Below are 23750 nucleotides of genomic sequence, written 5' to 3' on the forward strand. Positions count from 1 at the left end.
CCACACTCACGAGTTCACACGCCACCGGTAAGCACTCTTGGGTTAAACCATTAGGTTCCGAAATTCGACACGTCGACGCTCGGTGGAACGCTGGGTTCGAGGGCTCAAACTGCGCTTCGGAGAGCGATTCTGAACTCGTATCGCGACGGAGACGAGCGAGAGCGGCGCGAACTACGAGCGGGTTGCGGTCAGTAATCCGTCAGTACGACTTCGCGAAGTAGGCGATTTCGTCGGCGGGGTCGCCACAGACGCCGCACTCGTTGTGGTCCGGTTCGGGGACCTCGCCGGCCGTCGTTCCGCCCTCGTCTTCGAGCGGTTGCATGACGATTTCGGCGGCGATCTTCTCCTTGATGGCCTCCTCGCAGGCCTCGTCGCCACACCACGGCGTCTTGACGTAGCCGCCGTGTTTGCCGAGCGTGCCGAGGATGTCTTCGGGGCTGTGGGCTTCGCGGATGTTGTTTTCGAGGTTCTCCTCGGCGGTGTCGTACAGTTTGTCGAAGATTTCGTCGAGGTGCTTGTCGACGGTTTCGACGATGCCGTCGCGGTCCGCGACGCTTTCTTCGTTGTCCGGCCGATGAACCAGCGTGACTTCCTCGTCTTCGACCTCGTAGGGGCCGATCTCGAGCCGGAGGGGGACGCCGTTGAGTTCGTGTTCGTTGAACTTGAAGCCGGGATTGCGCCCGTCGCGGTCGTCGAGTTCGACGCGGAACCCGGCGTCCTCGAGTTCGTCGGCGATGTTCTCGGAGTACTCGAGGACGTCGTCTTTGGTCTCTTCCTGCCAGATGGGGACGATGGCGACCTGCGTGGGTGCGATGGTCGGCGGGAGCACGAGCCCCTGATCGTCGGAGTGGGTCATGATGAGCGCGCCGAGTGCGCGCCAGGAGAGCCCCCACGAGGTCGTGTAGGCGGTCTGTTCGTTCTCGTCTTCGTCGACGAAGGTGATGTCGAACGCCTCGGCGAAGCTCCGGCCGAGATGGTGACTCGTCGCGCTCTGGACGGACTTCCCGTCGGGCATCAGCGCCTCCACGGTGGTCGTCGTGTCCGCGCCGGGGAACTTGTCGTGGTCGGGCTTTTTGCCCCGCATGACAGGGATCGCGAGCACCTCCTCGAACACGCGCTCGTACTGGGAAAGGCGCGTCCAGACTTCCTCCCAGGCCTCTCCGTTCGTCGCGTGGGCGGTGTGGCCCTCCTGCCAGAGGAACTCCTTGGTCCGGAAGAACGGCTTCGTCTCGGTTGCCTCCCACCGGACGACCGAGCACCACTGGTTGAGCCGTAGCGGGAGGTCGCGGTGACTTCGGACCCAGTCGGCCATGAACGGCGCGATGATCGACTCGCTGGTCGGCCGGACGGCGAGACGCTCCTCGAGCTCCTCGTGGCCGCCCTGGGTGACCCACGCGACCTCGGGGTCGAAGCCTTCGACGATGTCCTTCTCGCGCTCGAGGAAGGACTCGGGGATGAACAGCGGGAAGTAGACGTTGTCGACGCCGGTCTCTTTGAACCAGCCGTCAAGCGCGTCCTGGATAGCTTCCCAGAGAGCGTAGCCGCGGGGTTTCGTGACGATGAACCCGCCCATGGGTGCGTAGTCCGCGAGGTTCGCCTTCTGGACGACCTCGGCGTACCAGTCACCGGGTTTGTGCGATTTCGACTCGGTGATGCCGAGTTCCTGACTTTCGTTGCTCATACGAGTTCCTTTGCGACCGGGGAAATAAATCCGCAGTGTTTGGCGAGCGCCGTCGGTCGACTATCGTCAGAGCGCTCTCAGCACTTGATCAGCGAGCACATCGGATGGCCTGTATCGATCCGCCGAACTGACAGTGACTGCGTTCTAGAAGTGTGTTAAAATCATGATGTATTATTACTACCCTCGTTGGACGGGGTTGGTGTATGGATGGTAACAGCCACCATGACCACGATGACGAAGGCCGATCGAGCAGTATCAAACGACGGCGGTTCCTGCAGACGAACGGAGCGCTCATCGCAGCCGCAGCCACCGGGCTTGCGGGCGGCTCCAGCGTTGCAAGCGCCGACGCGGACTCCATCGACCTCGACGAGAACAGCGTCGCCTACCAGTATTTTCACACCGAGTGGGCCACCATCGAGGCCGACATCCCGCGACTCGCCGATGTGGGCATCGATGTCGTCTGGCTGCCCCAGCCGGCCGTCAGCAAACTCGACTGGGAGGACCAGACGACGGCGGACCAGGAAGGCTACTACGGCGATCCACACCCGGATTACGGCTACCTCGAGCCGAATCCGCCGCTTGGATACCAGCCGGTGGACCTCGAGACCTTCGACTCACCCCACGGCACCGAGGCTGCACTCGAGTCGCTGATCGACACCGCCCACGACCACGATATCGAGGTCGTTCTCGACGTCGTCCTCAACCACATGGCGACGGCAGACGGGCCGGATGGTCCCGTCGACCTCCCGCAGTTCGACCGCGACGAGCACTTTCACGACTACGGCACGCTCGGTGAGGACTGTTACTGGCAGGGTGAAGGAAACGACGAAGAGCGCGCCCAGTACGAGTGTGACCTGCTCGGGCTCCCGTCGTTCAACCACGAACACGGGCACGTTCAGGATGAGCACGCCGCTCACCTCGAACGGCTGGCCGCCCTGGGCGCTGACGGCCTCCGACTCGACGCAGCGGGCCACATCTGGCCGTGGTACTTCGCCTCCGAGATCAACCCGCTGGCCGACGACCTCGGCCTCTGGCGCGTCGGCGAAATCTGGGACGGCGACACGAACACCGTCATGGAGTTTGCCGACACCGGAATGAGCGTCTTCGACTATCCGCTTTACTACGCCATCATGGACGCCTTCGAGGGCGGCGACATGACCGCTCTCGCACGGGAGAACGCGCGCGGTATCGTTCACGAGGATCCGAGCGTCGCGGTGACGTTCGTCCAGAATCACGATACCACCGGCCCGAATGTCGGCATCGACGACGGCGACGACCCCGGTGACTACACAGCGGAGGGAATCGCCGTTGAACTCGCACACGCGTATCTCCTCTCGGCTCCAGGACTGCCGATGCTCTTTCTCTCTTCGGAGGGGGACGCCGAAATCGACGATCCGTACCTGGAAGACTTGATCTGGGTCAAACGAAATCTGGCGACCGGCGCGCTGATCGATCGGTACGTCGGTGACGCTCTCTACGTCTTCGAGCGCGAGTTCAATCTGCTGGCCGGCATCAACAACGACGAGTGGGACGACCGAACCGAGTGGGTCGAGACGTCCTGGCCGAACAAGACGCTCGTCGACCACGCCGGCGGGCAGGACGAGGTGACGACGGACGACGAGGGACGGGTCGAGATTACCGTTCCCTCGCAGGGCTGGGTCATGTACGCACCCGAGAGCGGCGGCGGGTCGGGCGAACTCACGCTCCGGGTGACTGTCGGCGTCGATCACGGCGAGTCCGTCTACTTCACCGGCAGCACCGACGAACTCACCGACTGGGGCGGTGGCATCGAAGGCACCTGGACGGACGGCGACATCTGGGAAGTGACCGTCGACGATCCCGGCGAGTTCGAGTGGAAGACGCGCCGCGGTCCGTCCGGCGACACCGGCGACGTGTGGGAGCGCGGCTCCAATCACGACCGGACGGATCGTCACCCGTCTCATCAGGGCTGGGAAGACGAGTAGCGCTTGCCGCCCGGCAACGGACGAACTGCCGCTGACAACGGTTGGTTGGTTCCTTCCGGTTCTCGCCCCTTTATGCGCTCGTGTTACAAATGTACGAGTATGCGAGCGATTGAAGTAACAGCGTACGGCGAGAGCGATCAGCTCGAGCAAATCGACGCCGACCTACCCGAACCGGACGCCGGGGAGGTCCGGATCGAGATCGAGGCCGCGGGCATCAACTTCGCGGACATCATGCAGCGCCGCGGCGCGTATCCCGGCGGTCCGGAAACCCCCTACGTTCCCGGCATGGAAGCCGCAGGGACGGTCGACGCGACCGGCGAGGGCGTCGATCTGAACGAGGGTGACCGCGTCGTCGGGATGCTCGACACCGGCGGCTACGCCGAGTACGCCACGGCCAACGCGCAGATGCTCTTTCCGATTCCCGATGGCATGCGCTTCGAGGAAGCCGCCGGCTTCCCCGTCCAGTTTCTCACCGCTCACAGCTGTCTGTTCGAGTGGGGCGGCCTCGAAGCCGGCGAGACGGTACTGATCCAGGCCGCAGCGGGCGGCGTCGGCACCGCCGCCGTCCAGCTCGCCTCGAACGCGGGCGCGGAGGTCTTCGGCACCGCGAGCACGCAGGAAAAACTCGATCTCGCCGCTGAACTCGGCTGCGATCACCCGATCAACTACACGGAGACGGACTTCCGCGAGGTCGTCGACGAGGAGACCGACGGCGAAGGCGTCGACCTCGTCCTCGAGTCTGTCGGCGACGATGTCTTCGAACGCAGCCTCGACGCGATGGCCCACTTCGGACGGATGGTTACCTACGGCGTCGCGAGCGGCGTTCCCGCCAGCGCGGAGAACCGCCGACTCCTCTTCGAGAACAAGACCGTCTCCGGCTTCCACCTCGGGCAGGCCTCCTACCACGACCCCGAGCGGATCATGAAGGCCGTCCCCGATCTGACGGAGGGCCTGACGAGCGGCGACCTCGAGGTTATTCTCGGCGAGGACTTCGCACTCGAAGACGCGGCCGAGGCCCACCAGTACATTGAGGACCGCAAGAGTTCGGGAAAGGTCGTGCTGAAGCCCTGACGTGCGGTAACGGATAACTCACTGAAGTGAAAGGTGAGAGGTTAGAACTGTAGAGTGAAGGGTGGGGGCGGGAGGCCAGAGGGCGGAAATAGTGAGTGAGAGATACTCAAAAACCGACCCCCCGTCGCGGCGACCGTCATCCAGTTCGAGTTCGGCGATTCCTCGCCCGTTTCGGTCGTGTTGCTGTCAAAGACAGCCTATGGAGCAACGGACGACGCGGGTAGCTATCATCGGCCGTTCGTCGGAAGATTCCCTGCGATACCGACGCTCTGCGGATACAACGGAGCTTATAAAGTGCTTTGTGGTCGTCTCGGTGCCTGCGAGAGAGGCGCTATTGAACTCTCGTCGACGCGATGCGGTGGACTTCTCAGCGATACGTACGGGCAACCCTTATTCCAACGAACACAGTGTAACAGATATGGACGAAATCGTCTTGGTATTCATCAAAACCATCGAGTTAATTTTCGATCTTGTAGAAACGATCTATCGACGGTTCTTTTCTGACGACACAGATGACGACAAACAATCTCAATCAGGGATCGACGACGTTCAGTAAGCGCGTGTAGCAAGCGTCCATTCCGCACGACGGCACCGCTGAAAAACCGGATTCCAACGGAGTTAGTTGGCGAAAACGCGTTCAAGCTATTCAATCGCTCTCTGCCGCACGAAACGACGCGTCCCACTCGAGTTCGTGATCGACAAATTCGGCCTCGTCTAGCGGCCGCCCGCCCTCAAACCTGAACTCGCCGGCGACGGTCCGCCCTTCGAGTACCCCCGGGAGCCAAAGCCGGTCGTCCTCCCACATCTGGTCGTAGGGTACCTCGTCGGTCGGAACCCACTCGGGACGCGCTTCGTCGGAGGGGCGCGGCTCGCCGGCGAACGTCTCGGTCCGGTAGACGTGACATCGCGTGTGGACCGTGCCGTCGAGCAGGAAGGTGAGTTCGCCCGCCTTCTCGAGGGCCGCGGGATCGAGTTCGAGGCCGACTTCCTCCCGTGTCTCTCGGGCGGCGCACTCGCGCGGCGTTTCGTCGCCTTCGAGTTTCCCGCCGGGGCCGTTGTACCAGCCCTCGCCGAGGCCACGGCGTTTTTCGATCAGGAGGACCTCGTCGGTGGCATTCGGCGCACCAGCCGCGTCGTCGGGCCGCCCATCGCCGCGATCGCGAAGCACGAAACAGAGCGTCGCCTCGATCATACGAACTCGTGCGCCGGCCCGTAACTAAAGTCGGGCGAACCGGGAGCGGTGCGAATCGGGGTCGACTGCCGATCTACGGCCGCTTCCCCGTCAGCGCCTCGCTCGCCGGCGCGAACGAGATCGGCGAGCCCGCGCCCGCCTCCGTCGCGCGTTCGTACAGCATGTGCGCCGCGGCGACGGTTTCGATGCCCGTCCCGCCGCTGTCGAAAAGGGTGATCTCGTCGTCTCCCGTCCGCCCGGGTTCGGCTCCGGCGACGATTTCGCCGAGTTCGGCGTGGATGTGGTCCTCGGTGACGGCACCCGCCTCGAGCGCGGCGAGGAACGAGCCCGCGTCGTAGGTGGCGCGCTCGCGGAGGTCCGGCACGTAGGTCGCCCGCTCGATCGTCGTCGTATCGAGTTCACGTTTGCCCTCCTGGTACTGACCCATCGCCGTGACGTGAGTCCCGGGATCGAGTTCGGTGCCGTCGAAGACCGGGTCGCTGGCGCTGGTCGCCGTGATAACCACGTCAGCGCCGCCGATCGCCGCCGAACTGGAGTCGACGGCCGTGACGTTGGCCTCAAGCGCGTCGTCGAACTCGTCGGCGAACGCCGCCCGGCTCTCCCGGGTCGGCGAGTAGACGCGAACGTCGCTGAACTCGCGGACGGTCGCGGTGGCGTGGACCTGGCCGCGGGCCTGCGGGCCGCTGCCGATGACGGCGAGCGTCGAGGCATCGTCGCGGGCGAGTTCGTCGACGGCGACGGCTCCGGCGGCCCCGGTTTTGAAGGGGTTCATGCTCGCGCCGTCGAGGAGGGCGAGGGGCTCGCCGCTCTCGGCGTCGAAAAGCGGCGTCATGAACCAGCCGTCGCCGGAGCCGAAGCCGGCACCGTACATGTAGCCGCCCATCGCGCCGGTGTCGGGCAGGAGGGCCGCGTAGCTGGTGAACATCCCCGCGGGGTCCTCGCGGAAGAACTTCTGTCGCGGAAACGCGGGTGCGCCGTTGCCGACCTGCCGATAGCCGTCCCGAACGGCGTCGACGTAGTCCGCCGGCGATGCAAGGTCGTCGATCTCCTCGCTGGTGAGAAACAGCGTGTCCGTCATGCATACTCGTTTCGGCTCGACGAGGAAAAAGCCGTCACAAGCGGCGAACGCGGTGGGAAAGCGAAACGAACGGCCGCGTCTCAGAACACCTCGTCGATCGCCGCGTCGAGTTCGGTGAGCGCCGTCTCGATCTCCGTCGCCGTCGCACACAGCGGCGGCGCGAGCAGGAGCTGCGTGGCCGGACGACCGGTACCGACGATGACGCCCCGGTCCTCGAGCGCCGCGGCGACGGCCGGCACCGGATTCTCGGATTCACCTTCGCGCTCGTCACCGCCCGTCTCGTCGACGCGCGGATCGTAAAACGGCTCGCCGGTCGCGGGATCGGCGAACTCGACCGCCCGGAGGTAGCCGCGGCCTCGAACGTCGGCGACGACGTCGGTCCGGGACGCGAGTTCGGCCAGCCCGGTCTCGAGGGCCGGAGCGTTCTCTCGGGCGTTCTCGATGAGTCCGTTGTCGTAGGCCTCGATGGCGGCGAGCCCCGCCGCGCAGCCGACGGGGTGGCCGCCGAAGGTCTGGCCGAGGTCGAAGCCCTCCTCCTCGATGTCCGCGACGAGTTCGGGTCGCGCCAGGACGCCGGCCAGCGGCGCGTACGAACTCGTGACGCCCTTGGCGAAGGTGAGCAGGTCGGGTTCGATCCCTTCGGTCTCGACGCCGAACCACTCGCCGCAGCGGCCGAAGCCGGTGATGACCTCGTCGGCGATCAGGAGGATGTCGTACTCGTCGCAGAGTTCGCGCACGCGCTCGAAGTAGCCCGGCGGTGCCGTGTACGCCCCGCTCGAGCCCGCGACGGGTTCCATCATGATCGCCGCGATGCTGTCGGGCCCCTCGTTTCGGATGACGAACTCGAGGTGGTCGGCCGCCGCGTCTGCGAGTTCGGCCGGCGTCTCGGCGTCGAACGGGGACCGGTGGGCCATCGGCGGGAGGAACTTCGCCGCGCCGGTCGTGGCGGCGTGGGTTTCGACGAGGTTGCGGGTTTCGGGGTCGCCGGTCAGGCTGCCTGCACCGTAGGTCGAGCCGTGATAGGAGCGCCAGCGGGTCAGGATTTTCGATGCGCCGGTATGGTTGCGCGCGAGTTGGACGGCGAGTTCGTTGGCTTCGCTGCCGGTGACCGAGAACAGCGCGTGCGAAAGAGAGCCCGGCGCGAGATCGACGAGTCGCTCGCCGAGCGCGGCGCGGACGGGCGAGCGTTTCGCGGCGGAGACGTACTGGATCTGCTCGAGTTGTTCGGTCATGCCGTCGATGATTGTTCGGTTGCCGTGGCCGGCGTTGACGCAGTAGAGTTGCGAGACGAAGTCGAGGTACGTCGTGCCCGTCTCGTCGACGACCGTCGTGCCGTCGCCGTCCGTAATCGCTAACGCGTCGCTGTCGGGGTCGTACCAGTGGGGTATCGTCGTCGGAACCGCCGTCGATTCCTCCGTGGGTCCTTCTAACATGACAGTGACATCCACTCGGTGCGAGTTAACTGTTGTCCCGCAATTCGACTCGCGTTGATCTTGGAGTTAGATCATCTCCCAGCGTTCGAACCACGGCCAACTCGAATCGCGACCGCCCGCGACGGCCGCCTCGGGGCGGATCAGTTTCGGCGGGCGCCCGTCCGAGAGAGGACGACGGCGAGGACGGCACCGGTAGTGGGAAACACCGCGAGGATGGCGAATGTCTGCCAGACGGAGACCAGCGAGAGGAGGTAGCCCGCGACCGCAGCGCCGGCGGCACCGACCCCGAAGACGCAGAGGTAGGTGTATCCGTACGAGAGGCCGCGATCCCCCGGCGGGCTGTACTCCGCGATCGTCGCCTGGTACATCGGCTGCAGCGAGAACAGCAGAAAGCCGAGCAGGGAGCCGATCAGCAGTAGCGGGACGAACCCAGTCCGCGCGACCGGGACGAACAGCACAGCGACGACGGCGAGTGAGCCGAAGATGACCGTGAGCCCGATCTCAGTTCGGATGCGATCGGTGAGCTTCCCGCCGACGTACTGGCCGGCCATACCGACCATCAACAGCCCGGCGTAGAGGTACGAGGCCGGATCGAACTCTTCGGCCATCGGGCTGTCGGGGTCGAACAACTGGAGTTGCTCGACGATGTTCGGCATGAAATCGCCCAACACGTCGGGCAGGAAAGTCAACGTGCCGCGATAGAAGAGCCCGTTCATCATGACGACGATCATCGCGACCGTAAAGCCGACCGTAAACAGCGCCCGGCTATCCCCGACGAACCGCGAGAGCGACATCTGCCGGTCGTCCCCTCGGGTGCCGCCGTCCGGCTCCGTCTGCACCGCAGCCGTCTCGTCGAAACTCGCGGTCAGCGCGTATAGCACGCCGAGCGCGGCCGGCGCGACGAGCAGGGCCGTGACGAGTTCCCAGTCGAAGAACAACAGCAACACCGCCGTCAGCAGCGGCCCGAACGCGATGCCGAAGTTGCCGGCGATGCCATGGTAAGCGAATCCGGTGCCGCGTTGTTCGACGCCGGTCGAGATCAGCGAGAGCCCCGCCGGGTGGTAAATACTCGCTGCGACGCCCCAGAGACAGAGTGCGGCCGTGATCATCGCGACTCCCTGGGCGGCGCTCAACAGCAAGAACGAGCCACCCATCCCCGCCAGACAGACCATCACGAGTTCGCGTGAGCCGAAGCGGTCCGCCAGAATGCCGGCCGGGAGGGCACCGAGACCGAACAGCGCGTAGCCGACGGAGACGGCGACTCCGAGAACGGCGGTGTTGACGCTGAACTCGGTCTGCCAGATCACCATCAGGATCGGGATCGAGAGCTCGTAAGTGTGAACGACGGCGTGGGCGATCATCACGAAGCCGGTGATCGACCTGTCGTTCCCGGTGAGCCGACCCGATTGGACAGTACTCATACTAGGTTTCAAACGCACTGCGCGTGGCATAATGATTGCTAAGCCAGCGATACTGTCCGGACACGCACACGCACCCGTGGCCACCCACTTGACACAACGTCTGCACTCGTCAGTCGTTCAGCCAGACGCTCGCTTGCGGTTCGTACGGGTCGGTAGGGATCTCGACCAGCGTCGGACCGTCGCTGTCGATCGCGGCAGCCACAGTTTCGGTGATCTCCGTCGGGGTCGCGGCCCGCATCGTCTCGAGTCCCATGCCCGATGCGATCGCGTCGAACTCGAGCGGGACATCCTGCCAGCCGTACTCGCCTTCGTCCATGCGGTAGTTTCGTTCGGCGTCCTCGCTGATGATCGCGTAGTCGCTGTTGGTGAAGACGACGACGGTGACATCGAGGGCTTCGTCAGCGAGCGTGTGGAGTTCGTGGACGCACATCATCAGGCCACCGTCGCCGACGAGGGCGACGACGGGTTGGTCCGGATTCGCGGCTTTTGCGCCGATAGCGGAGGGGAGGCTCGACCCCATGGTCGCCCAAGAGCCAGGGTTGACGTAGTCGCGCGGCGCGTACGTTTCGAACGCGACGAGTGCCCAGATCCGAGAGCCGCCGGCGTCGGCGGTGACGACGGCGTCGCGAGGGACGCCGTCCCGAACCGCTTCCAACGCGCTGACCGACGTGATCGGCGATTCATCGACCGCGCGGAGGTCGGCGAGCCGACGGTCGACGGCGGCTCTCGTTTCGCGGGCGCGCTCGCGACCGCCGGTCGCCGCGATCGAGCGCTCGGCGAGTTCAGTATCGAGGGCGGCGAGCGTGCGCCCGGCGTCGGCGACGATGCCGACCGCCGGATCGTAGCCGGTGCCGATATCGGCGGCGTCGAGGGTGACGTGAACGAGGTCGTCGGGAACGTCGATCTCCCAGTGGTGCATCGAGACGGCGTCGAAGTCGGTCCCGACGCCGAGCGCCGCATCGGCCGTGGCGATGTGCTCTTTGACCGCGGTCCCGGTGCCGCCACAGAGAACGCCGCCGAAGAGGTCGTGATCGTCGGGGAAGACGGCCTTACCCTTGTAGGTGGGAAAGACCGGTGCCCCGAGCCGTTCCGCAACGGCCACGAGTTCAGAACTCGCGTCCGCGGCGCGAACGCCGCCGCCGGCGACGATGATCGGCCGCTCCGCCACTGCGAGGAGGGCCGCGGCGTCGCCGACCGAGTCGTCGGCTGGCGTGGCGGGCGAGTGCGGGTCGGTCTCGGCGGGGTCGGCGAGGGAAGCGTCCATCGGCAGGAAGTTCTTCGGAATGCCGACGCGAACGGGCCCCTTCGGCGGCGTCAGCGCGATATCGATCGCTCGCTGGAGTTCCGCGATCGTACTCTGTGGCGTCTCGACAGTGACGTTTTCCTTGACGACGTTATCGTACGTGTTCGGCGGCGTTTCGTGGATTCCGTCGCCACCCCGGATGTCGGGATCCGTCTCGACGGCCATGTGAACCAGCGGCGTGCAGTCGTTTTTCGCGTTCTTCAGCCCGTTCATCGCGTTCATATCTCCCGGTCCCGGAATAACGACGGTCGCCGCGAGGCCGCCGCTGCTCTCGGCGTAGCCCCACGCCTGGTGCGAAACGGCCGTCTCGTGGCGCGCCATGATGAACTCGATGTCGGTGCGCTCGCTGATCGCCTCGTTCAACGGGAGCGTCTGCTTGCCGGGAATTCCGAACAGCGTGTCGATCTCGTTTGCCACCAACCGCTCGATGACGGCCTCGCTGATTCGCATACCGATGGATGTGCCACACGGGGGCGTAAAGGTTGAGGATCATGTTCGTTCCGTGGACCGTCTCTCGTCGCTGTCGATCAAAAGGGACTTCGCGGAGCTAACGGATACACGAACCAGCAGCGAACGGCCGACCGACACCGTCACGACGGCCGCCGCGGCACGAACGGGCCGAAATCGGCCGTTCGAGCGGCGATCGTCGCAATTCGAAGCGCGTAGCTCAACAGCACGACGAACGGGAGAAAGACGAGGGCGACCCCGCCCGCGGCAATCGCGAGCAAGACCGCCGTACTCGACACCGTCGTCACGAGCGTCGGATACGAGACCACCAACAGCCCGCCGCCGACGAGCGTCGGAAACCCGACGTACAACAACAGCCGAGAGAGCACGGCGAGTTCGTGCTGGACGTATAACGTCTTGAACGTCTGCCGAGCGATCGCGAGTAGCCCGAGCAGTTCGATCAGGTCCTCGAGTGGCTGCGTCTCTTCGAATCCCTCGCTCCACTCCGCTTTAAAGAAGCGGGCAGCGTGGTAGTAGTTCCCCTGATGATGTCCGAGCACGGCCGAGAGCGCTTCGAACGTCCCGAATTCGGCCTCGGAGAGCGTCCCCGCAACTGTTTCGCCGTCAGCCTCGAGTTCGCGGACAAAGCGTGCAACCTCTTCGCGCTGGTGCGCCGTTGCGTCGGCTGTCATCGATGTCGGAAGCTGTCGCCCCCGATCGACGGTCGCTTGCACGATAACCTCGAGAAACGCTGCCGGCGAGGCCGGACTCACCGTCACGTCGGTCACTCCCTCGACGCGGCGCTGGAACTCGGTCATTCGTTCGAAGCGCTCGGTCAGTTCGTTCGGCCAGCCGAGTTCCTGCGAGAGCACGAGCTGATTGATCGCCAGCACGATCGTAATAAAGGGTAGCGTTCCGCCAACGAGCGCGCTGTACAGCGAGCCGACCGCCTCGGCATCCGTCACCTCGATAACGCCGGCGAGTTGGCAGCCGACGACGAGTCCGTACAGTCCGCCCGCGAGTATCCCGGCGATCAACAGCCGATTCCCGTCCAGCAAGAGCCAGCGTTTGATCGGCGACTCCGCAGCCGTCTCGTACGTGAGATCGGTCCCTGACTGGCTCTCGAACGACCCAGTGCGCCGTTTCCGGTCCAAATCCCGGTCCCGGTCCTCCATACCACCTCCAACGACGACCCCCGACGAAAGTGTACGTGGCGACGCAACCCCGCAGTGAACTCGTCAGTACAGTGTTACCCGACGCGTTTGTCGCACTCGACACATTCTCGAAAACGAAGAAGCGACGTCGGAAACTGAACTCAGGGTTGAGCAATCCGAAGCGTTTGCGATGGTCGGCGAGTTCACGACTGAACGAGTAACACGACGTGAAGGAATGGACTCGCCGGGATTTGAACCCGGGGCCTCTCCCATGCCAAGGGAGTGATCTACCCCTGATCTACGAGCCCTCGTTCGCAGTACTTGCTTTCCCACGGGAATAGATAAACCCCTCGAAATCGTCGGGGTGGCCCTGTCGTTGCCTCACACGCCACTCCCTTCGTTTCTTCGACGAGTTCAGCGGCCGCGCCGATTCCGTTCGATCCCCCGCTCGCTCGTGGAACACTGTTTGGCGCAGATCGTCCCGCAATGCCGCGGCGAAACGAACGCGTATTGGGGCTGTCACGGCGGTCGCTCTCGATCTAGAAACCCTTTAGTCCGTGCCGCTGAAAGCGACGGTGGGAAGCGCACGGCCGCAAATCTGACTGCGCCGCTCACTCTTTCGGGTGGCTTGGGATTGCGGAAGTGCACCATGCACGTTCAGACAGTTGGGTCACTGTATGGCATCGACTGTCGCGTCTTCGAGCGGTCAGTGCGGTTCCTATCCTCACCAATGGCACGAATGCATACGCGCCGTCGTGGCTCGTCCGGTTCGGACAAGCCCGCGGCAGACGAACCACCGGAGTGGAGCGACGTCGACCCCGACGAAGTCGAACAGCGGGTCGTCGAACTGGCAGAACAGGGCCACGATCCCAGCCAGATCGGGATCAAACTGCGCGACGAGGGTGTCACAGGAACGCCTGTTCCGGACGTGAAGCTAGTGGCGGGCAAGAAGATCACCCAGATCCTCGACGAAAACGATGCCAAGGCAGACATCCCCGAGGATCTCCGTAATCTGATGGAGCGCGCCATCCGCCTGCGCGAGCACGTCCAGGAGAATCCGCAAGACTACCAGAACAAGCGCGCCCTGCAGAACACTGAGTCGAAGGTCCGCCGACTCGCCGACTACTACCGCGGCGACGAACTCGAGCCGGACTTTGCGTACTCCTACGAGATCGCCGTCGATCTCCTCGAAGAGAACTAACGCGTCCGACTCGTCGAGCACGACCACCGACACGATCGTCCACGTTCAATGTCCACCGACGGCCACGCCGGCTCCACGGTTGCGACACACGCCCCCGACATCGAGAGCGCCGGCTTCGTTCGCATCGTCACGCGAGCGGACGGCGATGCGCTCGCAGCGAGTGGAATCCTCGCCGCGGCGCTCTCCGAATCTGGAATCCCGTTTCAGGTGACGGTCGCCCGAACGGTCGGTGATCGGACCGACCGAGTTCAGAGACGAGATGAGCAAGACGACGATAGCGACGAGCTGACGGTCGTCTTCGGTGCCGTCGACGTGGGTAATGCCACGGCCGTCGTCCGACTGGATTCGGACGACCGTCCGGCAACGCTCGCAGCGACCGACCTCGTTCGCGAGTTCAGCGCGGACGGCTCGACGGCAGTCACCGGGGTTGATCCGGTGCTCGCGCTTGCTGGCCTCGTCGCGGCCGGCGTCGAACCCGGCGCTGGCGAGAGCGAGTGGCTCCTCGAGAGCGCTCGCGAACGCGGCCTCGTCGAACGGCGACCCGGTGTCGCGATTCCGACCGTCGACCCGGTCGACGGCCTGGCGCACTCGACGCGAGTGTGCGCGCCGTGGTCGGGCGATCCCGAGGCGACTCGCGATGCGCTCGCCGGGACTGAACTCGAGTTCGCTGAGCCGGCCTCGTTCGGCGCGGACGCACATCGGACGATCGGTTCGCTCGTCGCGCTCGATGTCGTGGGAGCCGAGGCGGCCACCGATGCGGCCGCAACGTCGATCCAGCGCGTGTTGCAGCCGTACGCGATTACCGGGACTGGGATCGGGACCGGATCCGATTCTGAGAACGAGTACGCCTTTTCCACCGTCGGCGGCTACGCCGACGTGCTCGAGGCGACTGCTCGCACGGAACCCGGTACGGGAGCCGCGCTGGCGATGGGCCACGACGCCGTCGGACCGGCGCTTTCGGCCTGGCGAACGCACGGAAAACGCGCACACGGCGCGCTCGAGACGGCCTCGACCGGCCGCTACGACGGGTTGTTCGTCGTCGGTATCGACGACGGTCCCGTCGAAGCGGTTGCTCGCCTGGCCGTCGAGTTCCGCTCGCCGGAGCCGACGGTGCTCGCCATCGGCGATGGTGAAGCGGCGATCGCGACTCGCGAGTCCGAGTCGCTTGCGGCGACCGTCGAAGCGGTGACGCGAGAACTCGACGCCGACGGGATCCGTGCCGAGTACGATGTTGGGCATCGCCGCGGCTATCTGCAGTACGACGTTACCGTCGATGACGCTGCTGCGGACGATAGCGTTGGCGGCGACGAGAGCGCGGCCAGCGACGAGAGACGGGTGGACAACTCGACGATCATCGCGGCAGTGAGGGAGCACCACTGATCATGCCATCGGAGACAGACACGGAGATGGCACCAGCATCTCACGGACGCGCCACGATCCGCACCCACCACGATGATCCCGAACTCGTCGCACGGGCGCTTCGCCCGGACAACACCGACGAGATGGAGACCGTCGTGGCGGACGAGACGACCGTCGTCACCCGGATCGAACGCGAGACGACGGGCGGATTGCACTCGACGGTCGACGACTACGTCGTCAATCTCGAGGTTGCAGTCGATGTTGCTCGCACGGTGCGAGACGCTCCCGATGGGCGAGACGGCAATTCCGCGGGCACCGACGCCCCGGACGCCCCACCCGCAGACGCGACTGAACAGTACGACGACCCAGCGGACACGGGTACTGTGTCCGACGCTGATACCACAACACAAGAACACAATGAGTGAACGCTCAGTCTCACGTGCGAAACAGGAAAAGCGGTGGTACACCGTGCTCGCTCCGGAGCAGTTCGACCGGACCGAACTCGGCGAAACCCCCGCAGACGAACCGGAAAAAGTCTACGACCGAACCATCGAAACGACGCTCGGCGACCTCAACAACAACGCCAGCGAGAACAACACGAAGCTGACCTTCAAGATCACGGACGTCGGTAGCGATACCGCCTACACCGAGTTCCAGAAGCACTCGCTGACCCGCGACTACCTGCGCTCGCTGGTCCGCCGCGGTGCCTCGAAGATCGAGGCCTACGTCACCGTCCTCACGACGGACGACTACCGTGTGCAGGTCCAGCCCGTCGCTTTCACGACCAAGAAGGCGGACGCGAGCCAGGAGAAGGCCATCCGCGAACAGATGGTCCAGATGGTTGAGGAGGCGGCCGCGGAGCGCACCTTCGAAGAACTCATCGACGGCGTCGTCGAGGGACGACTCTCGTCGGCGATCTACGGCGAAGCCAAGACGATCTACCCGCTTCGCCGGGTCGAGATCCAGAAGGCAACGCTCGAAGCCCACCCCGAGGAAGTCGCCGAAGAGGAGGCGACTGCGGTCGACGTCGACGACGAAGACGTCGCGACGAGCGACTAACCGATTCGATTGAGACGCCCGTTTTGTTTTTTCGCCGCCAGCGTCCGAGCAGCGCCGCCGGAAGAACGATCACGGTCTACGCTCTCGAGGCGACAATCGCTCGTTGTTAGCCGAGATGGATCGGATCGACCTTCATGAACTCTCGCAGGACGACCGTTGCGTACGACCCCTTGGGAAGCGAAAACGAGAGGGTGAGTGCATCCGAGTCGTCTCGCTCGGCTTCCCCGGCTTGCTCGATACCGAGTGCAGTGCGGACGAGAATCGCCCGTCGCGTGCCGGTCGAGTGGAACTCGCCGGGAAGGTCGAAGTCGCCGGGGCGGAGTCCGAGGTCGTCCAGTACGTCCCGTTCGATTTCGCCCGGTTCGCCGTCGGCGAGTTCAGTGTCGGTGCCGACGAGCGGGGCAGTGACGAAGGCGCGGTTGCGCTCGCAGTGGCGGGTTACTGATTGGATGCGGCGCTCGTCGACGCGCTGGAGGCGGTCGGTGTCGGGGAGCGTGAGTTCGGCGGGGACGTCGTCGCCGGTGTCGGTAAAGCAGACGACGTCGCCGGCGACGGGACGGTCGAAGGGGAGGCCGCGTTCGAGGCGTTCGCCGAGGAGCAGGTTGAACGCGTAGGATTGGGCGGCGTGGACGAACAGGCGCTGGAGGTTCGAGGGGACGGACTCGAGTGCGGCACGGAAGTCGTCGGGGCCGGGGTCGCCGTCGCACGCGGCGAGTTCGTGGAGCATCGAGCGTTCGTAGCGCAGCCGATTCGGGAACCGGTCGAGTGCCTGTTGCCAGTCTCTCGTCTCCTCGATGAACGACCGGGCCGCCTGTGTCCCGTCGGGTTCGGCCTCGGTCGGAGCGCCCAGGTAGGCCATTACCGCGCCTTCCCAGTCACCGCGGGCGATTTCGAGGCCGACTTCGTGCGTGACCGGCCGGCGGCTGCCAAAGCGCTGCTGGCCGAAGTAGTTGGGGACACCGATCGGGGCGGAATCGCTCGGTTCGGTTGCTCCCGACCCGTCGGTCGTCGGTCCGCCGTCGCTGTCGCCGTCGGTGCGACCGAATTTTCCGTCGAACGAGCCGAACGCCCGCAGTTCGCGGGCGATATCGGTCGCGTTCGCCGGCTCCGCGGGATCGCTGATGACGACCTCGAAGGCGTTGCCCGCAAGGTCGCCGAACTCGAGCGAGCGGCCGGCGCGCCCGAGGGGTTCGAGTTCAGCGTCGTTGATGTCTGGCAGGTTCACTGCGTCCGTGCTGTAGACCGAAAAGAGCTGTGTGGTGACGGCATATTTGTCCTTGGTGCCGGCCCAGTTGATCCGTTCGCGGGAGACGCCGAGGGCGTCCGAGATGCGCGCGGCGAAGTCGTTCGTGTCCCACCCGTGAAGCGTCGCCCGGAAGACGAGGTGCGGATAGGCGTCCGTCGACGCGTCGATCGGTTCGGTCGAGAAGCGTTCGAGTTCACGAACGCGAAAGTGGTCGTCGGCCGCACGGAGGCGGCCGCCGGTGCCGTCGGTGTCGCTGACGTAGGCTGTCATTCCGACGGCGCGTTCGGTGGGGTGTGCCGGGCGCATGCTGATGGGTGGTTTGCGTGCGGAGATTAAATCGGTTTGTTCTCGCAGTCCACGCGGTGTGTCGGCTGGTGTCCGTCTCGGCGCTTCCCGCGAGCGGCCATCCGGTGTCGTGAACGGATCGTAAGCGGATCGTGACAGGCCGATACGGTTATTGCCGCTGCTTGCCTCCTGGCAACAGGCAATCGAGTATCGATCTGTCTTTGCCGCCCGACCATGAATACGAATCACTCCCCCGAGGACCACACAGAAGCGACGGAGACCTTCGAAGCGGACCTCAAAACGCTGATCACGTCCGCGTTCGCACACGGTGCCGCCATCGAAGCGACGTGGGTGATCACGACGCCACTGGCTGATGCCCCCGACTGGATCGTCACGGTCGAACGCGAGAACTCGGATCCGCAGTCGTCTGACTCGCATGCGTCGCCGGAGAAATGAGCCGAACCGATCAGTACTGCTGACGTTTTGTTCCCTCTTCATGAAGCGACAATAAAGGTTATATGTACCCCCGTCAATTTGTACGTGTACTCTACTGAGTCGGGGCGCGAGAGTCGTCGGCGATCGAGAGAAGTGTAAGTGAAGTACGGAGCGTATGATGTCCGATACACGCAACTCCATCGATGACGCGACGGAACCACGACTGATCACTTCGACCGACCTGTTTGCCGCCTTCGCCGTCAAACGGCGACAGTATACGCTCGCCTATCTGGCGTCACACCCAGTGCCGGTTTCGATCACAGACCTCGCTACCTTTATCACGCGGTCTGAACTCGAGTCCGACGACGGTTCGCTCGACGCGACTGACGATATGGCCGAACGGCGGCTTTCCCATACCAACAGCCGCTACACCGATCGCTACGAGCGCGTCCTGACCGACCTCTATCACGTCCACCTGCCACACCTGTCCGATGCCGGCCTCCTCACCGCAACCGACGAGACTGAACTCGTCGAGTTGACGGTCGACCGGTGCGTTCTGTCGCCGTATCTCGATCTTGCCGGGGTTACCGTTGATCTCGACAGTACCGTCGATGTCGATATCGAAATCGACGGTGACAGCGCATAACGCGCCCGGAACGCGGGGTACAGTCAGTCGAGTGATGCGAACTGTTGTCAGTCAGTTCCAGAACAACCGCGAACCGTCCGGCGATTGCTCCGGGAAATCGGTACAGCAGACCGTCTGATACAGACTGTGGTGGCGTTAGAACAACGAGAGTTCACCGGTCACGCTATCGACCCGGTCATCGCCGGCCGGTCCGACCGCAAGCGCAGTGACGGTTCCCGGCTCGAGTTGCGTGTGGCCGGCATCCCGGATGATCGCGTTCGGAATGCCGTCTCGATCCGCGATCTCCGCGAGTTCGTGGAGTTGGCGCTCGCTCGTTCCTTTGAGGACGACCTTCTTCTGTCCGCCTCGTTTCCACTGGTCTTGAAGTTGACTGTCGGCCTTCTCGTAGGCCGACAACGACGCGTGTGCGACCTGTGCGGCGAGTTTCCCCTGTCCCATTCCGATATCCGTTCGGGCGACGATGGCCTGTTTCATACGGGTGTTCTCGAGAGCGACGGGTAAAGCAACGGCGATTACAAGCAGCAGGTGGCAGTTGTGACGATCGATACGCATTTCGTTCGAGAGGACGAACAGCCACTATGAGGCAAACGCGGCGAGCGATTCTCGCCACGACGGCGGCCGTCGGTATCGGTGGTGTTGCTGGCTGTCTCGGGAATGGGGGCCCGCCGGATGCACCGGTCAACGGCGACTCGGACGCCGACGTGACCGTTACTATCTACGAAGACTTCTCCTGTCATTTCTGCCAGGCGTTCAAACTCCAGGTCTATCCCGAACTCGAAAGTCAGTACATCGAACCGGGGGAGATTCAGTACGAGTTCCGCGATTTCCCGGTTCCGGTTAACGAGAAGTGGTCGTGGGAAGTTGCCAGCGCGGCACGCGAGGTCTTCGAGAACGAAGGTAACGACGCCTTCTGGACTTTCGCGAGCGACATCTACGAGCACCTCGGGTCCTACACCTACGATGTCATCGAGGAGGTCGCTGACGACGCCGGAGCGGATGGCGGGGCCGTCCGCGAGGCCGCCGAAAACGAGCAACACCGCTCGGTGATCGAAGACAACAAGTCCCACGGCGACTCGAACGATGTCGCCGGGACGCCGACCGTCTTCGTCGGCGGCGAGCAGGTCGAGTTCTACGAGAGCGACGACTTCGTGATGATGGCACTCGAGCAGACGACGACGGCGATCGAAAACGCACTCGAGTAGCGCACGGAGTGAGAAGGGGCCGTTCGGTCCGGCGCGACGACGGCAATCGGAACAGTTTCACATCCACCGTTCGACTCGTCGGATATGATCCTCTCCGATGCGGACATCAGCCGCCGACTCGACGCGGGCGACCTCGTCGTCGAACCGCTCGACGATCCGGAACTGCAGATCCAACCCGCGAGTATCGACCTCCGTCTGGGACGAGAGTTCCTCGAGTTCCAGCGGACGAACATCCCCTGCATTCACCCCGACTCCGAGCGCGAGGTCGACGAATACGTCACCGAGACGCTCGTCGAGGACGGCGACGACTTTATTCTCCACCCGGGCGATTTCGTTCTCGGGACGACCTACGAGCGCGTCGAGATTCCGGCGGACCTGATCGCCCACGTCGAGGGCCGCTCCTCGCTCGGCCGCCTCGCCGTCGTGGTCCACGCCACTGCGGGCCTCTGTGACCCCGGTTACCGGGGGCAGATCACGCTCGAACTCTCGAATCTCGGCACGGCACCCGTCGCGCTGACGCCGGGCATGCGTATCTCACAGCTCACCTTTACGGAACTCAAGACGGAGGCGGAACGGCCCTACGGCAGCGAGCGCGGCTCGAAGTATCAGGATCAGGACGGTCCACAGGCCTCGCGCATCCAGAGCGACCACGAGTTCGGCGGCGAGCAACTGGACCGCTAACGGATGACCGTTCCGCGAACTCGAATCCTCACCGATACCGGGCGATCGCGATCGCAACGACGAGTCCGAGAACGACGCCGACGCCGAGCGAACTGACGGCACCGAATATCGTGCCGGCCGCGATAAGGATTCCGCCGACGAGACCGACCGCGAATCCGCCCATTGCACCTGCAAGATCAGGCCTCCCGTCGGAGGTGTCGTCGGCGAGTTTCAGGGCGACGCCGATCGTTGCAACGGCACCGGTGACGAAGCCGGCCGGCAGCCCGAGGAACTGCGGATACGCGACCCAGTGACCCGTGATCTCGGTCACCCCGAGTCCAATTCCGAGAAATGCGGCGATGCCGGCACCGATCGCGACGACGACTGCCTTGACGCTCATCGATCCGTTTGTTTACACCCCAGCGATAAGTATGTTCGATTCAGGCCGGCTGTCTCTGCACTCGAACGGCACACCTGATACGACCTGTGGCTTGCAGCTAGTCAATCGCGATCCGTCACCCGTGAGCCACGACCCGCGATCCCAATCCGCGACCCGCGATCCACAAACGACAGCCCGAATCCCCGGAAAGTTAACCCCGCTGCGGTCCAAGTCCAGCCTACCGAATGCAATTCGTCGAAGAACTAGTGGTCGACGAGTTCCTGCCGACGGTCCGCTCGCTCCTGGCCGGGGAGCTGCGCGACCGGGGGCTCACCCAGAGCGAAGTCGCGACCGTCCTCGGGATCAGCCAGAGCGCCGTCTCGAAGTACGCTCACGGCGACGTTGCCACGAACGACCGTATCGCCGCCGACGAGCGCGTCGACAGCCTCGTCGACGAACTCGGTGCCGGACTCGCGGCCGGGGACATCACGCCCGTCCAGGCGCTCATCGAAATCGAAGTTCTCATCCGCGAACTCGAAACCGGCGGCGACCTGCTCGCCCAGCTCCACGAGGAGGCCGTTCCCGAACTCGCCGATCACGGATCGAGCTTCCGGGTGCACGATCCCGAAAACGACCGGCGGACCAGCGAGCGCGTCCTCTCGTCGCTCCGACGCGGCCTGCGGATTCTCGAGAACGCGAGCGGCTTCGCCGGCTTGATCCCGGCGGTCGGCTCGAACCTGGTCGCCTGCACGCCCGATGCATCGAATATCGACGATGTCGCCGGCGTTCCCGGACGGATTTTCGACGTGAAGGGAAAGGCGACGGTGCCGGCCGATCCCGAGTTCGGCGTCTCCGAACACGTCGCGACGGTCCTGCTCTCGGCGCGCCGCCACGGTGCGACCGCCGAAGCGGCGATCAACGTCCGGTACGACGCCGACGTGCTCGCCGAACTCGAAGAGCACGGCCACGAGACGGCCGAGTTCGACGAGAGCGACGACGTCGGATCGAGCGTCGGTGCGGCGATCGACGACCACCCCGACGCGACGGTGCTGTACCAGACCGGCGGGCCGGGCATCGAACCGTTGATCTACCTCCTGGGTCCGGACGCGGAAGCCGTCGCGGACGACGTTCGTTCGCTTCTCTAGGGCGCTCACAGCTGTCGCATCATCTTGGTCTCGAACCGGTTCGCTGGTGCCGATAGCAGCCACCGCAATTTATTATTTATTGCGGCGATCGTGAAACGACGAAACTGAAAACGCGAGGGAAAAGATGGCAGCCGGCGCGGAATCGAGCGCAAGAGCCGAAACGCCAGGTGAGAGAGGAGATGGACGAGAACGCGAGCAGTGAGGGGACGGCCCCGAAAGCCAAGCCAATGACGACCGAAACCACACAGGAATTCTACGGGCGCTGGGCGCGCCTCTACGATCTGATCGCGCGTCGGACACCGGGCGTGCCGCAGCTGCGACGGCGGGTCGCCGCCGCCTGCCGACTCGAACCCGGCGACACCGTCGTCGAAATGGGCTGTGGAACCGGAGCGAACCTCCCCTATCTCCGCGAGCAGGTCGGCCCCGAGGGTACCGTCATCGGTATCGACGTGACGCGGCCGGTACTCGACCGCGCCACCGCCACGGCGGCCGACCGATACGATAACGTCCACGTCGTCCGCGGAGACGCGACGCGGCCGCCGATCCTGCCCGCCGAAATCGATGCTCTCCTCGCTACCTTCGTCGTCGGCATGCTCGACGATCCCGCCGGCGCGGTCGACGACTGGTGCGAACTCGTCGGCCCCGGCGGCCACGTCGTCCTCGCCAACGCCGCCCGCAGCGAGGCGTGGTACGCCCCGCCGGTCAACGCCGTCTTCCGCGCCATCGTCGTTCTCTCGACCCCGCCGACGACGCAACTCCGATACGAGTCTCCGCCCCACGTGCGACTGGACGAGCGCATCGACGCCGCACACGCCCGACTCAGAGCGAACTCACGCGCCGTCGCCGACGAAACGCACCTCTTCGGCGTCGTTCGACTCACCGGCGGTGAACTCGAGTAACCCTCGACGAGACGGCAAAACAGAACCGAAGCTCAGGACTACGCCGGTGCCTCGAGTTCTTCGAACTCGCGAACTCGATTCCGGACCGCGTCCGAAAGCGGCGTCGGGTGTCCCGTGTCGGGATCGACGCGGACGATCGTCGTTTCCGCGGTCGCGGCGATTTCGTCGCCGGTGCGGATCTCGTAGGCCATCGTACAACTGCTGTCGCCGAGGTCGGTTACTTCGAGCGCAACGGTCGGCTCGTCGTCCATCGTAATCGGACGTTCGTACGAAATTTCGAGATTCGCGATGACGAACGCCAGTTCCTCCTGCGGAATCTCGAGAACGGCTTCGATGTAGTCGGTTCGGGCGGCTTCGAGGTAACTCGCGTAGACGGCGTGGTTGACGTGATCCATCGGGTCGAGATCGCGGTACCGAACGGGAACCGCGACGGTAAACTTCTCACTCATTGTGCGTTTCGAACGCGAGTCGCACAAAAGTACACATCGGT

At 64.5% G+C, this 23750-nt stretch carries 24 protein-coding genes and 1 tRNA gene; 13 read left to right on the top strand and 12 right to left on the bottom strand.

Features of this window, described 5'->3' with window-relative positions:
• Positions 1-199: 199 nt before the first annotated feature.
• On the bottom strand, positions 200-1681 hold the full coding sequence (proS, locus tag SM755_RS01685) for a proline--tRNA ligase (protein ID WP_323171178.1): 1482 nt from the start codon (positions 1679-1681) through the stop codon (positions 200-202).
• A gap of 203 nt (positions 1682-1884) precedes the next feature.
• On the opposite strand from proS, the gene SM755_RS01690 reads away from it, so the two are divergent.
• The 3 genes from SM755_RS01690 (at position 1885) to SM755_RS01700 (ending at position 5272) form a co-directional block, all read left to right on the top strand.
• Positions 1885-3645 carry an alpha-amylase domain-containing protein gene (locus SM755_RS01690; RefSeq protein WP_323171179.1) on the top strand — a complete coding sequence of 587 codons (1761 nt, stop codon included), beginning with the start codon at positions 1885-1887 and terminating at the stop codon, positions 3643-3645.
• A 99-nt stretch (positions 3646-3744) separates the two neighbouring features.
• Entirely contained in the window at positions 3745-4716 is a 972-nt protein-coding gene (locus SM755_RS01695; RefSeq protein ID WP_323171180.1) for an NADPH:quinone oxidoreductase family protein, read from the top strand.
• Positions 4717-4915: 199 nt separating this feature from the next.
• The gene (locus SM755_RS01700) at positions 4916-5272 is read left to right on the top strand and encodes a hypothetical protein (protein ID WP_323171181.1); all 357 of its coding nucleotides are present in this window, start codon (positions 4916-4918) and stop codon (positions 5270-5272) included.
• Between the two features lie 90 nt (positions 5273-5362).
• Here SM755_RS01700 and SM755_RS01705 read toward each other — a convergent pair whose 3' ends face one another.
• The 7 genes from SM755_RS01705 to SM755_RS01735 all read right to left on the bottom strand — a co-directional run bounded on the left by SM755_RS01705 (position 5363) and on the right by SM755_RS01735 (position 13052).
• The gene (locus SM755_RS01705) at positions 5363-5908 is read right to left on the bottom strand and encodes an 8-oxo-dGTP diphosphatase (protein ID WP_323171182.1); all 546 of its coding nucleotides are present in this window, start codon (positions 5906-5908) and stop codon (positions 5363-5365) included.
• Between the two features lie 73 nt (positions 5909-5981).
• Positions 5982-6986, bottom strand: a complete 1005-nt coding sequence (locus SM755_RS01710; protein ID WP_323171183.1) for an ornithine cyclodeaminase family protein — start codon at positions 6984-6986, stop codon at positions 5982-5984.
• An 80-nt stretch (positions 6987-7066) separates the two neighbouring features.
• Positions 7067-8419, bottom strand: a complete 1353-nt coding sequence (locus SM755_RS01715; RefSeq protein ID WP_323171184.1) for an aminotransferase class III-fold pyridoxal phosphate-dependent enzyme — start codon at positions 8417-8419, stop codon at positions 7067-7069.
• A 140-nt stretch (positions 8420-8559) separates the two neighbouring features.
• Positions 8560-9840: an MFS transporter gene (locus SM755_RS01720; RefSeq protein WP_323171185.1), complete on the bottom strand. Its 1281-nt coding sequence runs from the start codon at positions 9838-9840 to the stop codon at positions 8560-8562.
• A gap of 109 nt (positions 9841-9949) precedes the next feature.
• Positions 9950-11593: a thiamine pyrophosphate-binding protein gene (locus SM755_RS01725; protein ID WP_323171186.1), complete on the bottom strand. Its 1644-nt coding sequence runs from the start codon at positions 11591-11593 to the stop codon at positions 9950-9952.
• Positions 11594-11733: 140 nt separating this feature from the next.
• Positions 11734-12765, bottom strand: coding sequence for a hypothetical protein (locus SM755_RS01730; protein ID WP_006664480.1), 1032 nt, complete (start codon positions 12763-12765; stop codon positions 11734-11736).
• A 215-nt stretch (positions 12766-12980) separates the two neighbouring features.
• A tRNA-Ala gene (locus tag SM755_RS01735) sits at positions 12981-13052 on the bottom strand.
• A 422-nt stretch (positions 13053-13474) separates the two neighbouring features.
• Here SM755_RS01735 and SM755_RS01740 point away from each other — a divergent pair.
• Genes SM755_RS01740 through SM755_RS01755 form a run of 4 tightly spaced genes read left to right on the top strand, consistent with a single transcriptional unit; the run spans position 13475 to position 16363 of the window.
• Entirely contained in the window at positions 13475-13945 is a 471-nt protein-coding gene (locus SM755_RS01740; protein ID WP_323171187.1) for a 30S ribosomal protein S15, read from the top strand.
• A 48-nt stretch (positions 13946-13993) separates the two neighbouring features.
• Positions 13994-15325, top strand: coding sequence for an exonuclease (locus SM755_RS01745; protein ID WP_323171188.1), 1332 nt, complete (start codon positions 13994-13996; stop codon positions 15323-15325).
• A gap of 2 nt (positions 15326-15327) precedes the next feature.
• Positions 15328-15729 (top strand): KEOPS complex subunit Pcc1, encoded by a 402-nt coding sequence (locus tag SM755_RS01750; protein ID WP_323171189.1) that lies wholly within the window; start codon positions 15328-15330, stop codon positions 15727-15729.
• Complete coding sequence (locus SM755_RS01755; protein WP_006664450.1) at positions 15722-16363, top strand: 30S ribosomal protein S3ae; 642 nt, start codon at positions 15722-15724, stop codon at positions 16361-16363. Before SM755_RS01750 ends, SM755_RS01755 begins: the two co-directional genes overlap by 8 nt.
• A gap of 106 nt (positions 16364-16469) precedes the next feature.
• Here SM755_RS01755 and truD read toward each other — a convergent pair whose 3' ends face one another.
• Positions 16470-17915 carry a tRNA pseudouridine(13) synthase TruD gene (gene truD, locus SM755_RS01760; RefSeq protein ID WP_323171190.1) on the bottom strand — a complete coding sequence of 482 codons (1446 nt, stop codon included), beginning with the start codon at positions 17913-17915 and terminating at the stop codon, positions 16470-16472.
• Between the two features lie 213 nt (positions 17916-18128).
• Here truD and SM755_RS01765 point away from each other — a divergent pair, with 213 nt between their 5' ends.
• The gene (locus SM755_RS01765; protein ID WP_006825475.1) at positions 18129-18350 is read left to right on the top strand and encodes a hypothetical protein; all 222 of its coding nucleotides are present in this window, start codon (positions 18129-18131) and stop codon (positions 18348-18350) included.
• 154 nt (positions 18351-18504) lie between these two features.
• Positions 18505-18975 carry a hypothetical protein gene (locus SM755_RS01770; protein WP_323171191.1) on the top strand — a complete coding sequence of 157 codons (471 nt, stop codon included), beginning with the start codon at positions 18505-18507 and terminating at the stop codon, positions 18973-18975.
• 135 nt (positions 18976-19110) lie between these two features.
• Here SM755_RS01770 and pth2 read toward each other — a convergent pair whose 3' ends face one another.
• Positions 19111-19449: a peptidyl-tRNA hydrolase Pth2 gene (pth2, locus tag SM755_RS01775; protein ID WP_006664446.1), complete on the bottom strand. Its 339-nt coding sequence runs from the start codon at positions 19447-19449 to the stop codon at positions 19111-19113.
• A gap of 104 nt (positions 19450-19553) precedes the next feature.
• Here pth2 and SM755_RS01780 point away from each other — a divergent pair, with 104 nt between their 5' ends.
• Together SM755_RS01780 and dcd are read left to right on the top strand one after the other, a co-directional pair.
• Positions 19554-20177: a thioredoxin domain-containing protein gene (locus SM755_RS01780; protein ID WP_323171192.1), complete on the top strand. Its 624-nt coding sequence runs from the start codon at positions 19554-19556 to the stop codon at positions 20175-20177.
• 84 nt (positions 20178-20261) lie between these two features.
• Positions 20262-20858, top strand: a complete 597-nt coding sequence (dcd, locus tag SM755_RS01785) for a dCTP deaminase (RefSeq protein WP_006664444.1) — start codon at positions 20262-20264, stop codon at positions 20856-20858.
• 28 nt (positions 20859-20886) lie between these two features.
• Here the strand turns inward: dcd and SM755_RS01790 are convergent, their stop codons facing one another.
• Entirely contained in the window at positions 20887-21237 is a 351-nt protein-coding gene (locus SM755_RS01790) for a hypothetical protein (protein ID WP_323171193.1), read from the bottom strand.
• A 224-nt stretch (positions 21238-21461) separates the two neighbouring features.
• Here SM755_RS01790 and SM755_RS01795 point away from each other — a divergent pair, with 224 nt between their 5' ends.
• Positions 21462-22361, top strand: coding sequence for a thiamine-phosphate synthase family protein (locus SM755_RS01795; protein WP_323171194.1), 900 nt, complete (start codon positions 21462-21464; stop codon positions 22359-22361).
• Between the two features lie 227 nt (positions 22362-22588).
• Positions 22589-23260 carry a methyltransferase domain-containing protein gene (locus tag SM755_RS01800; protein WP_323171867.1) on the top strand — a complete coding sequence of 224 codons (672 nt, stop codon included), beginning with the start codon at positions 22589-22591 and terminating at the stop codon, positions 23258-23260.
• Between the two features lie 38 nt (positions 23261-23298).
• Here the strand turns inward: SM755_RS01800 and SM755_RS01805 are convergent, their stop codons facing one another.
• Entirely contained in the window at positions 23299-23709 is a 411-nt protein-coding gene (locus SM755_RS01805) for a thioesterase family protein (protein ID WP_323171195.1), read from the bottom strand.
• Positions 23710-23750 lie beyond the last annotated feature (41 nt).

Source organism: Natrialba sp. PRR66 (assembly GCF_034808065.1).
Classification (GTDB): domain Archaea; phylum Halobacteriota; class Halobacteria; order Halobacteriales; family Natrialbaceae; genus Natrialba; species Natrialba aegyptia.

Bases quoted from the DNA above. Each gene is read 5' to 3' on its own strand.
- proS (WP_323171178.1), bottom strand. From the start codon at position 1,681: ATGAGCAACGAAAGTCAGGAACTCGGCATCACCGAGTCGAAATCGCAC.
- SM755_RS01690 (WP_323171179.1), top strand. From the start codon at position 1,885: ATGGATGGTAACAGCCACCATGACCACGATGACGAAGGCCGATCGAGC.
- SM755_RS01695 (WP_323171180.1), top strand. From the start codon at position 3,745: ATGCGAGCGATTGAAGTAACAGCGTACGGCGAGAGCGATCAGCTCGAG.
- SM755_RS01700 (WP_323171181.1), top strand. From the start codon at position 4,916: ATGGAGCAACGGACGACGCGGGTAGCTATCATCGGCCGTTCGTCGGAA.
- SM755_RS01705 (WP_323171182.1), bottom strand. From the start codon at position 5,908: ATGATCGAGGCGACGCTCTGTTTCGTGCTTCGCGATCGCGGCGATGGG.
- SM755_RS01710 (WP_323171183.1), bottom strand. From the start codon at position 6,986: ATGACGGACACGCTGTTTCTCACCAGCGAGGAGATCGACGACCTTGCA.
- SM755_RS01715 (WP_323171184.1), bottom strand. From the start codon at position 8,419: ATGTTAGAAGGACCCACGGAGGAATCGACGGCGGTTCCGACGACGATA.
- SM755_RS01720 (WP_323171185.1), bottom strand. From the start codon at position 9,840: ATGAGTACTGTCCAATCGGGTCGGCTCACCGGGAACGACAGGTCGATC.
- SM755_RS01725 (WP_323171186.1), bottom strand. From the start codon at position 11,593: ATGCGAATCAGCGAGGCCGTCATCGAGCGGTTGGTGGCAAACGAGATC.
- SM755_RS01730 (WP_006664480.1), bottom strand. From the start codon at position 12,765: ATGGAGGACCGGGACCGGGATTTGGACCGGAAACGGCGCACTGGGTCG.
- SM755_RS01740 (WP_323171187.1), top strand. From the start codon at position 13,475: ATGGCACGAATGCATACGCGCCGTCGTGGCTCGTCCGGTTCGGACAAG.
- SM755_RS01745 (WP_323171188.1), top strand. From the start codon at position 13,994: ATGTCCACCGACGGCCACGCCGGCTCCACGGTTGCGACACACGCCCCC.
- SM755_RS01750 (WP_323171189.1), top strand. From the start codon at position 15,328: ATGCCATCGGAGACAGACACGGAGATGGCACCAGCATCTCACGGACGC.
- SM755_RS01755 (WP_006664450.1), top strand. From the start codon at position 15,722: ATGAGTGAACGCTCAGTCTCACGTGCGAAACAGGAAAAGCGGTGGTAC.
- truD (WP_323171190.1), bottom strand. From the start codon at position 17,915: ATGCGCCCGGCACACCCCACCGAACGCGCCGTCGGAATGACAGCCTAC.
- SM755_RS01765 (WP_006825475.1), top strand. From the start codon at position 18,129: ATGAATACGAATCACTCCCCCGAGGACCACACAGAAGCGACGGAGACC.
- SM755_RS01770 (WP_323171191.1), top strand. From the start codon at position 18,505: ATGATGTCCGATACACGCAACTCCATCGATGACGCGACGGAACCACGA.
- pth2 (WP_006664446.1), bottom strand. From the start codon at position 19,449: ATGAAACAGGCCATCGTCGCCCGAACGGATATCGGAATGGGACAGGGG.
- SM755_RS01780 (WP_323171192.1), top strand. From the start codon at position 19,554: ATGAGGCAAACGCGGCGAGCGATTCTCGCCACGACGGCGGCCGTCGGT.
- dcd (WP_006664444.1), top strand. From the start codon at position 20,262: ATGATCCTCTCCGATGCGGACATCAGCCGCCGACTCGACGCGGGCGAC.
- SM755_RS01790 (WP_323171193.1), bottom strand. From the start codon at position 21,237: ATGAGCGTCAAGGCAGTCGTCGTCGCGATCGGTGCCGGCATCGCCGCA.
- SM755_RS01795 (WP_323171194.1), top strand. From the start codon at position 21,462: ATGCAATTCGTCGAAGAACTAGTGGTCGACGAGTTCCTGCCGACGGTC.
- SM755_RS01800 (WP_323171867.1), top strand. From the start codon at position 22,589: ATGACGACCGAAACCACACAGGAATTCTACGGGCGCTGGGCGCGCCTC.
- SM755_RS01805 (WP_323171195.1), bottom strand. From the start codon at position 23,709: ATGAGTGAGAAGTTTACCGTCGCGGTTCCCGTTCGGTACCGCGATCTC.